General features: G+C 70.0%; 11 protein-coding genes. 4 read left to right on the top strand and 7 right to left on the bottom strand.

Going from position 1 to position 12,277, the window contains the following annotated elements; genetic code table 11:
- Nucleotides 1–149 precede the first annotated feature (149 nt).
- Nucleotides 150–911, top strand: a complete 762-nt coding sequence (locus tag ACFQ91_RS02985; protein ID WP_198499821.1) for a 3-hydroxyacyl-CoA dehydrogenase — start codon at nt 150–152, stop codon at nt 909–911.
- Nucleotides 912–918: 7 nt separating this feature from the next.
- Here the strand turns inward: ACFQ91_RS02985 and ACFQ91_RS02980 are convergent, their stop codons facing one another.
- Both ACFQ91_RS02980 and ACFQ91_RS02975 read right to left on the bottom strand, forming a co-directional pair.
- Nucleotides 919–1,647 carry a response regulator transcription factor gene (locus tag ACFQ91_RS02980; RefSeq protein ID WP_198499820.1) on the bottom strand — a complete coding sequence of 243 codons (729 nt, stop codon included), beginning with the start codon at nt 1,645–1,647 and terminating at the stop codon, nt 919–921.
- A complete protein-coding gene (locus ACFQ91_RS02975; RefSeq protein ID WP_232623732.1) occupies nt 1,644–3,164 on the bottom strand; it encodes a sensor histidine kinase in 1,521 nt (506 codons plus the stop codon). The genes ACFQ91_RS02980 and ACFQ91_RS02975 overlap by 4 nt, the downstream gene beginning before the upstream one ends.
- Before the next feature lie 109 nt (nt 3,165–3,273).
- On the opposite strand from ACFQ91_RS02975, the gene ACFQ91_RS02970 reads away from it, so the two are divergent.
- Complete coding sequence (locus ACFQ91_RS02970; RefSeq protein WP_198499818.1) at nt 3,274–4,533, top strand: CPBP family intramembrane glutamic endopeptidase; 1,260 nt, start codon at nt 3,274–3,276, stop codon at nt 4,531–4,533.
- On the opposite strand, the gene glyA is transcribed toward ACFQ91_RS02970, so the two are convergent.
- From glyA to ACFQ91_RS02955, 3 genes are all read right to left on the bottom strand, one after another.
- Nucleotides 4,441–5,838 carry a serine hydroxymethyltransferase gene (gene glyA, locus ACFQ91_RS02965; protein ID WP_198499817.1) on the bottom strand — a complete coding sequence of 466 codons (1,398 nt, stop codon included), beginning with the start codon at nt 5,836–5,838 and terminating at the stop codon, nt 4,441–4,443. The two genes, ACFQ91_RS02970 and glyA, sit on opposite strands and share 93 nt — an antisense overlap.
- Before the next feature lie 164 nt (nt 5,839–6,002).
- On the bottom strand, nt 6,003–7,259 hold the full coding sequence (locus tag ACFQ91_RS02960; RefSeq protein WP_198499816.1) for a sensor histidine kinase: 1,257 nt from the start codon (nt 7,257–7,259) through the stop codon (nt 6,003–6,005).
- Between the two features lie 68 nt (nt 7,260–7,327).
- Entirely contained in the window at nt 7,328–8,209 is an 882-nt protein-coding gene (locus ACFQ91_RS02955) for a sensor domain-containing protein (protein ID WP_198499815.1), read from the bottom strand.
- A gap of 192 nt (nt 8,210–8,401) precedes the next feature.
- Between ACFQ91_RS02955 and ACFQ91_RS02950 the strand changes: the two genes are divergently transcribed.
- Nucleotides 8,402–9,079, top strand: coding sequence for a response regulator transcription factor (locus ACFQ91_RS02950; RefSeq protein ID WP_198499814.1), 678 nt, complete (start codon nt 8,402–8,404; stop codon nt 9,077–9,079).
- A 14-nt stretch (nt 9,080–9,093) separates the two neighbouring features.
- Here the strand turns inward: ACFQ91_RS02950 and ACFQ91_RS02945 are convergent, their stop codons facing one another.
- A complete protein-coding gene (locus tag ACFQ91_RS02945; RefSeq protein WP_211978692.1) occupies nt 9,094–10,125 on the bottom strand; it encodes a nitronate monooxygenase family protein in 1,032 nt (343 codons plus the stop codon).
- 196 nt (nt 10,126–10,321) lie between these two features.
- On the opposite strand from ACFQ91_RS02945, the gene ACFQ91_RS02940 reads away from it, so the two are divergent.
- Complete coding sequence (locus tag ACFQ91_RS02940; protein WP_198499812.1) at nt 10,322–11,755, top strand: acyltransferase; 1,434 nt, start codon at nt 10,322–10,324, stop codon at nt 11,753–11,755.
- Here ACFQ91_RS02940 and ACFQ91_RS02935 read toward each other — a convergent pair.
- Complete coding sequence (locus tag ACFQ91_RS02935) at nt 11,721–12,227, bottom strand: SRPBCC domain-containing protein (RefSeq protein ID WP_198499811.1); 507 nt, start codon at nt 12,225–12,227, stop codon at nt 11,721–11,723. The genes ACFQ91_RS02940 and ACFQ91_RS02935 overlap by 35 nt on opposite strands.
- Between the last annotated feature and the right edge of the window lie 50 nt (nt 12,228–12,277).

Genomic DNA, 12,277 nt, shown 5'->3' with positions numbered 1-12,277 from the left:
TCCGGTGGCCGCGGAGGCCGGGCACCGCCTCGGCGAGTGACCCCCTGTGATCTGGACGACACCGCTGGGGTAGGGTCGGATCAGTGAACGATCGCTCAGCGCCGGACCCGGCGCCGCGATCCCCGCCGTCCCCGACGCGAAGGAATCCCATGGACATCACAGACACAGTCGCCCTGGTCACCGGCGGAGCCTCGGGGCTCGGCCGCGCCACCACGGAGGCGCTGCTCGCCGGCGGGGCGCAGGTCGTCATGGTCGACCTCAACGCCGAGGTGGGGGAGCAGGTGGCCCGCGAACTCGGCGACCGCGCCCACTTCGTCGCCGCTGACGTCACCGACGAAGCTCAGGTGCAGGCGGCCGTCGACACGGCCACCGGACTCGGCTCCCTGCGCATCGTCGTCAACTGCGCGGGTGTCGCGACCCCGGGCAAGCTCGTGTCGAAGAAGGGCCCGCTGCCCCTCGACGCGTTCACCAAGGTCCTCGCCATCAACGTCGTCGGCACCGTCAACGTCTGCCGTCTCGCCGCCGCTGCGATGCAGCAGGAGGAGCCGGTCGGCGAAGAGCGCGGCGTCATCGTCAACACCGCCTCGGTCGCGGCGTTCGACGGCCAGATCGGACAGATCGCCTACTCCGCGTCGAAGGGCGCCGTGGCCGCGGTGACCCTGCCGATGGCGCGCGAACTCGCCGCCTCCCTCATCCGCGTCGTGACGATCGCCCCCGGCATCTTCGAGACCCCGATGATGGCGGGACTGCCCGCCGAGGCGCAGGAATCGCTGGGGAAGTCCGTGCCTCACCCCGCGCGGCTGGGCAAGCCCGCCGAATACGCGCAGCTCGTCGAGTCGATCGTTGCGAACCCGATGCTCAACGGAGAGACGATCCGCCTCGACGGCGCGATCCGCATGGCGCCGAAGTGATCTGAGCTCAGCGTGACTCGTTGACGAGCAGGGCGAGCTGGACGCGAGTGCTCACCTCGAGTTTGTCGAAGATCCGCGCGAGATGGGTCTTCACGGTCGCCGTCGAGACGAAGAGCGACCGCGCCACCTGCGCGTTCGTCATGCCGCTCGCGACCGCCTCGGCGATTTCGCGCTCCCTCGCGGTCAGCGTCGCGAGCGGATCGGGGCGACTCGGCTGAGCAGGACCTCGCATGCCGTCGAGCGCACCGGCGAGGAACGCATCGCCACCGCCTGCGCTCGGGAACCCGTCCTGCCGCTGCGGTGCACGGCCGTCAGCCGATCGCGCCTGATCGAGGAGGGAATCCATCACTCCTGGTGAGAGCGTGCGAGTGCCGCCGGCGGCGGCGCGCACCGCGTTGATGAGCTCATCGGGTGGGGTGTCCTTGAGGATGTAGCCGGCTGCCCCGGCGCGCAGCGCCTCGTGGACGAACTCGTCGGTGCCGAACGCGGTGAGGACGAGCACCTCGGGGCGCTCGGCCTGCGCCATGAGCGTGCGGGTCGCCGCGAGGCCGTCCATGACCGGCATCCGCAGATCCATGAGGATGAGATCGGGGGAGAGCTCACGGGAGAGGGCGACGGCCTCCTCGCCGTTGGTCGCCTCGGCGACGATCTCGATGTCCTTCGCGACGCCGAGGAGGAGCCTGAGTCCCGAGCGCATGAGCGACTCGTCGTCGGCGATGATGATCCTCAGGCTCATGCGGTCTCCTCGGTCGGCGGGGCAGAGGCGGGTCGGTCGTTGGGCAATCGGTCGGGCACCGCGCGTTCGAGACTCGACCGTCCGTGCACCTCGGTCTCCGGGCGCGCGCTGTCACTGGTCTGCCCCGCGCTGTGGTCAGCGGGTACGGAATCCGGTTCGGCACGGAGTCCGGGCGCGGGAATCCGCGCACGGAGGACGAAATCGGGTCCGGCGGTCACCGTGAGATCGCCGCCCATCGCCTCCATCCGCTCGCGCAGGCCGAGCAGCCCGAGCCCGGAGCCGGCGATCGGCGACATCTGCGGCGGCACCGCGGTGCTGCGTCCGGCACCGCTTGCGCTGGCGCGTCCCAGCGGGTTGCTCGCGGTGAGCAGCAGGGAGTGCGGGGTGTCGTCGACGGCGACTGTGATCGTCAGCCGCGCGCCGGGCGCGTGCTTGACGGCGTTCGTCATCGCCTCCTGGACGAAGCGGTAGATCGTCGTGCGCTCAAGGGCGCCTAGGCTGTGGAGCGATGCGGCGGTGAGCGGCGGTTCGTAGACGAGGTCGACGCTGTCGGCGCGGCCGCGGACGAGGGGTTCGAGGTCGGGATCGACGACGGTGCCCTGGTCGTCACCGCGCAGCATCGTCAGCACTTCGCGCAGTTCGACGCCGGAGCGGCGGGCGCTGTCGGCGATGAGGCGGGCACTCTCGCGCACCGACGCCGGGTCGAGGTCCTCGCGGACGGAGAGCGCACCGGAGTACATCGCGATGACGCTGAGGTGGTGTGACAGGGAGTCGTGCATGTCGCGGGCGATGCTCCGGCGCACCTCGGCGATCGCCCGTTCCTGCCGGGACTGCCCGCGCAGGAGGGTCTGGGCGGCGGAGTCGATGAAGCCCTGCTCACGGGCACCGCGGATGACGCCGATGACGACGATGATCGACAGGGACGAGAGATTGAAGAGGTAGACGGGCAGCTGGAAGCCGCCGAGGGCCGTGGGGGTGATGACGTAGGCGAAGGTCAGCGCGGCGATCGAGACGAGGAGCGTCGCGATGGTGAGGAGCCAGTTCCGCCGCGCGCACAGCGTGATCATCAGCAGCCCCGACGACGCGATTCCGAGGACTCCAATCGTTCCGAAGGCGACGCCGATGAGACCGAGGGTGACGGGAATCCACCCTCCGGTGTGCCGCTGCAGGGATTCGACCGATCCGTCCCGGTCGAGGAACGTCTCGCCTCCGCGGCCGCTCGTCGACAGGAATTCCCGGAGCTTCTCGGCCGCCAGGACTTTGGGCCTCAGCGTCGAGCGGGGAACGGTCCGCCCGTCGAGCCAGAGGACGATGGGCAGGCAGGCCAGGGAGATCGCCCCGAAGACGATGTGGATGGTGATCTCGGCGTTCCGGCTGAATTCGTCGACGGCGGGATCGTTCGGGTTCGACCAGTTGGCGGCAATGAGACCGGCAACGATGAGCGCGCCGATGACGAAGCTGATCGTCGTCCACAGGGCGGCGCGGAAGAAACGGTGGTGGCGGGCGCGAAAGGGCACCCTTCGACGATACCCGGGCGGTCGCCTCGGCGAGGTCAGCCGAAAGGATGAGAATGTCCATGCCCCTGGTCGATGGCGGTCGTCGACATCCGGCAGCAGGGTGGAGAGCATGACGCCCCGACTCCCCACCGCGTATCTTCGTCTGCTCCGCGACCTGCCGGGCAACCGCTGGTTCAAGCCCGCTCTCCTCGGCGGACTTGCTGCGCTCTACTACCTCGTCTTCGTCGTTGGACTCCTCGTCGTTGTCGCCGTCTGGTTGGGGCTGAGTGCCGACGATGTCGACACTGCCGTCGCTGGCATCGACGATCTGAACACGGCGACGGGTCTCCTCACGACCCTGCTGTCCGTCATCCTCATGTGGCCGGCCCTCGAACTGGCGATGCTCACCGTCTACCAGCGCTGGTTCTTCCCGCTCATCTCCGTGCGGAAGAGCGGCGCGGCAGCCGACGCAAGGGTCAACGCTGGGGCCGATGCGGCGACGGACCCGGAAGATGCGGGGGCTGGTGCGGCGGCGGACCCGGCTGGTGCAAGGGCCGACGGAGCGGCTGCCCCAAGGGCTCAGCAGGCTCCCGCCCGGCCGGCCTCGGTTCCCGGTGGAATGCGGTGGCGGCTGCTGGGGCGGTATCTTCTGCTGTCGTTGGTGGTGTGGGCGGTCGGTCTCGTCGTCCTCGGGATCATCGCGCCCGAAACGGTCGCCATCGAACACGGCGCCGCCTGGGGACACCGGCTCGCGCTGCTGCTGGTCCTCGTCCTGTTGCTCGTCCCTCTCCAGGCGATGAGCGAGGAGCTCGTGTTCCGCGGGCTTGCGATGACCGTCATCGGCAGCTGGCTGCGTCATCCGGCGTGGGCACTCCTCCTTCCCGTCCCGCTCTTCGTGGCCGGACACATCTCTGATGTGCCCGGTCTCATCAGCGTCGGGGTCTTCGCCGTCGTCATGGGGGTGATCACACTGCTGACGAACGGGCTCGAGGCGGCGATCGCCTTCCACACGGTCAACAACCTGTTCGCCTTCGGCCTCGGCATCATCACCGGCACCGATCTCAATGCGACGGACACGGCTCCGGCGGTGCTCGCGGTCGGCACCGCCGCACCGATCGTCTTCGCCCTCGTCGTCATCCTCGACGCTCGTCGTCGCGGTCCCGAACTGCGGGTGCCGCGGTCGGCGGTCACGGACGGCGCGAGCGCCGCCGGTGCGGCAGGTGCGCGGAGTCCTGCCCGCGCCCATCGCGACCTCGGCCCGGGATCCCCCTCGGGAGTGCCTGCGCCCGAGCTGCGCTCACACCGTGAAGCGCACCCCCGTGAACTCCCTCCGCCACGCGGCGACCTCGGTCGCGATGTCGTCGAGGACAGCCTCGGCGGATGGATCTGACGACGAGGCCGATCCTTCGCGCGAGACAGACACACCGGGCACTGATCCACCGGGCACCCGTGCCGTCTCGAGCGCCCGGGCGATGAGTCCGGCCAGCCGCGGCATGTCGTCGACGGTCATGCCGCGGCGCACGATCTCCGGGGTGCCGATTCGCACGCCGTTCTGGTCGCCGGGGACCTCCGCGACGGGCAGGCCGATCCCCGAGGTGAGGAACCCGGCCCGCTCGAGCACCCGGGCGGCCGCGGTGCCGCCGCCGAACGGGGCGGCGAGCAGGGCGAACTGGTGGGAGTCGGTGAACCCCTGTGCGCAGCGGAAGGGCTCGACCCCCGCCTCGGCGAGGGATTCGGCCAGGGCCGCGGCGCATGCGCGCATCTGCGCGGCGTAGTCGGCGCCGGTCTCGATCCAGTCGGCCAGGGTGACCCCGAGGGCCGCGACCGCGGCGGCGTTGAAGTTCGCCGTCATGCCGGGGAAGGCGATCGCGTCGATGCGCTCGGAGAGGTCGTCGTCGGTGCTCAGCAGCAGTCCGTGGGTCGGGCCGCCGAGGCTCTTGTACGTGCTCATCGACATGAGGTGGGCGCCCTCGTCGAGCGGGTTGGCCCACTGCCCGCCGGCGATCATCCCGCACAGGTGCGCGGCGTCGAAGAGGAGGTGGGCGCCGACCTCGTCGGCGATCTCACGGACCGCGGCGACCGGGTGCGGGAAGAGGTTGAGCGAACCGCCCATCGTGATGAGCGCGGGCCTGACCTCCCGCGCGAGCGATGCCAGGGCGTCGAGGTCGTAGGAGTACGTGGCGGCGTCGACGGGGGCGCCCACCGTGGTCAGCCCGTAGAGGCCGGCGGCACCGGCGGCGTGGTGGGTGACGTGACCGCCGATCGTCGCAGGTGAGGCGATGATCGTGTCCCCGGGAGCGCATGTGGCCATGAACGCGTAGAGGTTGGCCATCGCCCCGCTGGGCACGCGCACCTCGGCGAAGTCGGCGTGGAAGAGAGACGCGGCGAGCTCGGCGGTGATGACCTCGACCTGCTCGATGTGTTCGAGCCCCATCTCGTACTTCGCGCCTGGATACCCGAGCGAGGTCCGCGACGCCGAACCGCCCGCCAGGAGCGCCGCTGCCCGCGGGTTGAGGACGTTCGACGCGGGGTTGAGGTTGAAGGCCTCCTCGTCGTGGAGTCGGTCGGAGGCGGCCAGCAGGTCCTCGATCGTCGATGCGACGGCGGCCATGTCTCCGCCGAGGCGGTCGCTGGCGATCTCTTCGATGCGCGCTCGGCTCTCGGCGGGGATCCACGGGTGGGGTGTCTGGTGCACGGTGCGACTCCTTCGTCCTCGGCCGGGCGAGTGAGCCGCGACCGTTCGTCCTCGATCCTAGTGAGCCTCAGCCCGCAGCGGACTCCGGAATCGACAAGCATGCCGATAACGTATCTGTGCACGAAATCGAATGATCGGCGGCGGGTCCGTCGGTGCAGTCCGGCTCACGTTGTCGGCAGGACCGCGGTGATGGCGAAGCCGCCGTCCGGCGTCGGCCCCACAGTGAGAGTGCCGCCGAGTGCCTCGACCCGCTCGCGCATGCCAGTGAGACCGAAACCCGCACCGGCCATCGGCTTCGGGTCGGGTGCGGTCCCGTTCACCGCGTCGGGTGCTGTTCGGTTCCCCGCGCCCGGTGCGCCATTGAGGACGGAGACGACGATCCCGTCATCGACGGGTGCGACGTCCACCCGGATCGGCGCTCCCGAGGCATGACGGAGCGCGTTCGACAGGCCCTCCTGAACAACCCGGAAGGCGGTGAGTCCGGTTGTCGGAGCGGTTCGGGCGGAGTCGACGGCGAACTCGATGTCGACGTGCGCTCCCGAACTCCGCGTCGCCGAGACGAGACCCGGAATGTCATCGACGGTCGGCTGCGGTGCCAGGTCGGCGTCGCGTCCACCACGGAGAATCGTGAGGAGTCCGCGCATCTCGGTGAGTGCCTGTCGGGCCGCCTCGGCGATCGAGTCGAACTCCTCACGACTGCGGTCGTCGAGGTCGGGCAGCCGATACTGCGCCGTCGTCGCCTGCACACTGATGACGGACATGCTGTGTGCGACGACGTCGTGGAGCTCCTGGGCGATGCGATTGCGGTTGTCGAGCTCGGTGCGCCTGGCGGTCTCCTCGGCGCCGAGCCGACGTTCGACGGCCAACTGCCGGCGCCCCGTCAGCCACAGGCGCAGCAGGACGGCGATGCCCCCGACCCCCGCGGTGACCGCCGCGGTCGTGATCGCGTTCGCGAACGCTCCCTGGAAGTCCCCGGCGTGCGGGAGGAGCAGACTGCCCGCACCGATCGCCGCGCTCACCGCCCAGAGAGTCACGAGGTGGGGCCAGCGGTGACGGAGACCGAGGACGATGCAGGTGAGCCCGAGGGCGATCGTCGCCGTCACCGCCCACGGCCAGACGAGGCCGGAGGTGTGCGCGGTGGCGGCGATGCCGGCGGTCGAGGACACCGCGCTGACGACGACGGCGAGGGTGGGCAGGCGGATCGCGAGGACGGGGGCGATCGCCTGGCCGACGGCGATGAGCATGGCGACGACGACCCACATCCCGTACGCCGAGGCGTAGACGGGCCAGCCGACGGCCACGAGCACGACGCCGGCGAAGACCGTCGTCAGCCAGTACCAGCCGTCGGAGCCGATGAAGGCCTGCAGTTGGGTGGGCTCCTGCGTGTCAGCGGGCTGAGGCGGTGCGGCAGGCGTGTGCATGTCAGTGGTCTCCTGCGATTCGGGTGATCGCTGTGGTGTGGGGTGGTGCGGCGGTCGGACGAGCGTGGTCATCGTGACACCGCCCAGGCGGTGTCCACGACCATCGTGTCAGTGGCGTGTGACACAGTCGAGGCAGTGGGGGTCGAGCGGGCACCGCTTGATGAAGACGCAGGAGTCGATGCATCCCGTGGCGCAGTGCCGGGCGCATGCGCCGGGGTCGAGGGTGTCGCGGCCGGGTTGAGCCCGGCGGTGACGGCGGCGACCTCGAGCAGGGCCATGGCGTGGAGGACGAAGGGGAAGGTGAGGAGAAGGACGAGACCGGCGGCGAACTGGAAGGTTGCCTCGGCAGCGAAGCCGAGATCGACGACGGGCGTCTGATTCCATCCGGCGACGATGAGGTCGATGAGGCCCGACCCGTCGTCGGGGAGGAAGCGGCCCCACACCACGTAGGTGAGGCCGCCGAACGCCCCGAAGAACCAGGACACCGCGACGCTGAAGGTGACGATGCGCACGGGCAGGGCGAAGAGCGATTCGAAGAGGAGGTCGAGCCATCTCCTCCCGTCCCCGATGATGCTCAGCCACCCGGACAGTCCGCGCCCACGAAGACGGTGAGGCACTGCGGCGAGCGGGGCACCCCACCGCCTGACACGAGCGCGGGAGAGATCAGCGAAGCTCGAGGCGACGACGAGGACGACGGGAAGGAGGAGGACGCCGACCCAGATGACCGCTGTGCCGAGGGCCAGGGCGAAGAGAGGGATGAGGATGATGACGGCCGCGACCGAGACGGCCAGGCCCGGAGCGACGAGTCGCGCGTCGCCGCCGAGGGTGCGGAACAGGCGCGACCACCCTGAACCGTGGTTGCGGGGTGGCGCTGCCGGTGCGTTCGGTGGTCGGTCGGCGGATGTGGGTGCGGCATCAGTGTGCGGTGGCTGCGCGGCGAAGGTGTTCATCAGGCTGCTCCTGTGTGCTCTCGGATCGACGAGGGGCTCGCCGACGAGAGGCACTTTAGGGAGGCGGTCTGCGGTCGCACATCATACTCAGGGGTGAACCTGGCATCCGCTGAGGTGGACCTCGCGGTCGACATTGTCAGGCGATGTCCGTGTGCGTGACGTCGGATGCCTGCAGTCGGGTAGCGTGAGACCATGCCGGACTCTCAGCCCACCCCCATCCGCGTCGCGATCGTCGACGACCAGGCGATGGTCCGTCAGGGGTTCGGAGCGCTCCTCGACGCACAGCCCGATGTCAGCGTCGTCGGCAGCGCCGAGGACGGCGCGCAGGTCGTCGACCTCGTGCGGCGCACCGCTCCCGACGTCATCCTCATGGACATCCGCATGCCCCAGCTCAACGGGCTCGACGCCACCCGGGCGGTGTTCGCGATGCCCGGTGATCACCCGAAGGTCATCATGCTCACGACGTTCGACGCCGATGAGTACGTCTTCGCCGCCCTGCGCGCCGGGGCCAGCGGGTTCCTCCTCAAGGATGCGACCGCCGATGATCTCGTCGCCGCGGTCCGCGTCGTCGCGGCCGGTGAGTCGCTGCTCGCTCCGTCGGTGACGCGCCGCCTCATCGCCGAATACGTCAGCGGCCCGACGGTGGCGAAGGACACCGCGGTCCTCGGTCAGCTCACCGAACGCGAGATCGACGTCATGACCTTGGTCGCGAAGGGCAGGACGAACGCCGAGGTGGCCGCCGACCTCTTCCTCGCCGAGCAGACGGTGAAGACCCATGTGTCACGGATCCTGGCGAAACTCGGACTGCGGGACCGGACGCAGATCGTCGTCGCCGCCTATGAGTCCGGTCTCGTCGTCGCAGGAGGGTAGCGCGCCCCGGCACCCTACCGCGCGAACCGGTTGCCGAGCTCCTTGACGATCGTCTCAGCCGGCCCCGGTGCCGCCGCCCGGTAGCCGGTGCCGGCCCACAGGTGGAGATTGTCGGGGTCGCCGGCCTGCTTCGCCGCGGCGCGCAGTCCTTTCGTCAGATGGTGCAGCGCCGGATAGGCATCGAGGGCGACCGGATCGAACTCGCGGACGAAGTCGTTGACGAGGGCCCGCGCCGGTCGACCGGTGAACGCCCTTGTCAGGCGGGTCTCCGAATAGACGGCCGGATCCTGAAGGGCGGCCCGATGCGGTGCTGACGTGCCCGCTTCATCGGCGAGGAGCAGGAGCGTCCCGACGACGACCGCGCTCGCCCCGGCATCGAGGAGAGCGGCCACGGCGTCCTCACCGTCGACTCCGCCACCGGCGGCGAGGGGGAGGTCCACCTCGCCGCGAATCTCCCGGACGAGATCGACAGTGGGACGGTCCTCGATCTCACGGGTCGGATCGGCGGTGCCCGTGTGGCCGCCGGCGCTCGGTCCCTGGACGATGAGAGCGTCGACGCCGCGAGCGGCTGCCTCGCGGGCTTCGTCGACCGATGTCACCGTGGCGGCGACCTGGGTGCCGACTCCGTGGAGGCGGTCGACCACCTCGGCGGTGGGGAGGTTGAAGGTCATCGACACGAGGGGCACGGGGTGCGCGATCAGCCAGTCGATCTTCGACGGGTAGTGGTCGTCGTCGCTGACCGGGTCGCGATCGAGGTCGACTCCCAGGTCGGCGGCCCGCGGTTCGAGGGCGGTGACGAAACCGTCGAAGGATTCGCGGTCGAGCTCGACGGCATTGGGAGCGAAGAGGTTGACTCCGAACGTCTCCGTCTCCTCCCGCGCGCGCTCGACGAGCGGGGCCATCGCCTCGGCGGTGAGGTAGCCGGCGGCGACGAAGGGGAACCCGCCCGCGCGGGCGACGGCGGCGACGAGCTCTGGGGTCGTGGTCCCACCGGCCATGGGGGCGCCGATGATCGGCAGGGCGGTGGTCGCGAAGGCGATGGTCATATCCGGCACTCCTGACGTCGGGTCTGGTGCCATTCTCGCACTCGGGACCGTGGCGCGAGACGCTGTCCGTCAGCGCCGCCTCCCTCGCAGGTATGACACCGGATCGCCAGCTCGCACCTGTGAGGTGATGCGGACTCCCGGACCCGTTCCCTAACGTCGCTCCCGCCAGGCACCCGCCGCCGAAGAAGGAGTCACGATGTCCCTCAGCACAACCGCGCCCATCACAGAGGATCGACCATTCACCCGCGATCGGGTTCTCGATCTCGTGCGGCTCGGCTGCCTCATCGTCGTGGTCGTCCTCCACACGATGATGAGCGGAGTCGAGCTCGGCACCGACGGTGCGATCGTCCCGACGGTGGCGCTGTCGGGCACGACCGGGTTCGCGCTCGCCTCATGGGCGTTTCAGATCATGCCCCTCTTCTTCGTCATCGGCGGTTTCGCGGCTCTCCAGCAGTGGCGGCGCACCGCCGCGAGGGGAGGAACCTGGTCCGGTTACCTGCGGGTGCGCGTCCGCAGGCTCGTCGCCCCGGTCTTCGTGCTCGTCCTCGGTGCCGGCTCCGGGCTCGCGCTGGCCTCCGAATCCGGCGCGCCAGGCGACCTCCTCGCCGAGGCGAGCCTGCGCATCGGCCAGCCCCTGTGGTTCCTCGCCGTCTACGTGGGGCTCACCGCGCTCGTGCCGGTCATGGCGCGGTTCCATGAGCGCGCGCCGAGGCGGACCCTCGTCGGGCTCGCCGGTGCCGTCGCGATGGTCGACGTCCTCGCCGGTGTGACAGGGCTGACCGGGCTGGGATATCTCAATCTTCTCTTCGTCTGGCCGCTCATCCAGCAGTTGGGGTTCGTCTACGACGACCTGCGCCGGCGCACGGTGGCACCGACCGGGCTCGTCGCGATCGCAGCGATGGCGCTCGGCGCTCTCGTCCTGCTCGTCTCCGGCGGCGCCTACAGCCCGAACATGCTCGTCAACCTCAACCCGCCCACAGGAGCCCTCGTCCTCCTCGGCGTCGTGCAGCTGTGTCTGCTGCGGCTGGTCCACGACCGTTTCGCCGCCGCCCTCGAGCGCGTCCCGGCCTGGGATCGGGTGATCGCGTGGGGCAACGCCAACGGCATGCACGTCTACCTTTGGCACATGAGCGTCATCATCGTTCTCATCGGCCTCCTCGGTGCGGTCGCCGGAGCACTCACCGGGACAGGCACCGGCGCCGGGGCATGGATGGGCAGTGCGGTGCTGCCCGACGTCGAATCCCCGTGGTGGTGGCTGACACGGGTGCCGTGGGTGCTCATCGTCGGCGGACTGTCCGCGGGGCTCGCGGCAGGGATTGCGAAGATCTCGTTGCCCTCACCGGCACGGTTGGAACGACTCGGGCGAGGGCTCGAATCGGCCCTGGGACTGAGACTCTCCGAGCGCGTCCGGGCAATGTCCGCGATCGGGTGCGCCATTGCGGGAATCGGCATCGCCCTGCTCGTCGGACTCGCGCCGTTCGTCTGGACGCTCCTCTCGGCAGGACTGCTCTCCGCCGGGCTCGTTCTCGCGGCGGGCCTTGGCCGACCGGCCGCGGACGTCGCTCCGGACCCGGATCGCACTCCGGCCGCAGACGTCAGTCTTCGACGAGCCTCGCGAGCGCCTCGGTGACGGTGCCCCAGCCCTCGAAGAAGCCGAGCTCCTCATGGGCGGCCCGCTGCTGCGGATCGGCATGGCGGACGATCGCGCGGTAGTCGGTGCCGGCCTCCCCGTCGCCGAGGATGATCTCCGTGGTCATCGCGACGGGAGCGGGCAGCGCCGGATGCCACGTGCTGTCGACGGCATTGGTGAAGACGAGTCGGTCGTTCTCCTCGATGCGGAGGAAGACGGCGTCGACGTGCGGGACGAACGTCTGGCCGTCCTCGCTCATCCGGGTGACGAACGCGCCGCCGGGACGCAGGTCGAGGGCGTCGACGCGCAGGACGAGCGGCTTGGGGATCCACCACTGGACGAGTTGGGCGGGATTCGTCCATGCCTCCCAGATCGCCTCCCGGGGCGCGCGGATGACGCGTTCGATGAGGAGATCCCGGTCGGGATCGATGGCGCGATCGGGTTCGCGGGCGGAGTCGGAGCTGAGGGCCATGGGGTCTCCTGATGAGTGGTCGGGCGTATGCCAAACATCGCATGCCCGGC

It is taken from the genome of Brevibacterium sp. NPDC056726 (assembly GCF_042790515.1).
GTDB lineage: Bacteria > Actinomycetota > Actinomycetes > Actinomycetales > Brevibacteriaceae > Brevibacterium > Brevibacterium sanguinis.
Note: the sequence above shows the minus strand (reverse complement) of the source record. Positions and strands in the feature narration are given on the sequence as shown.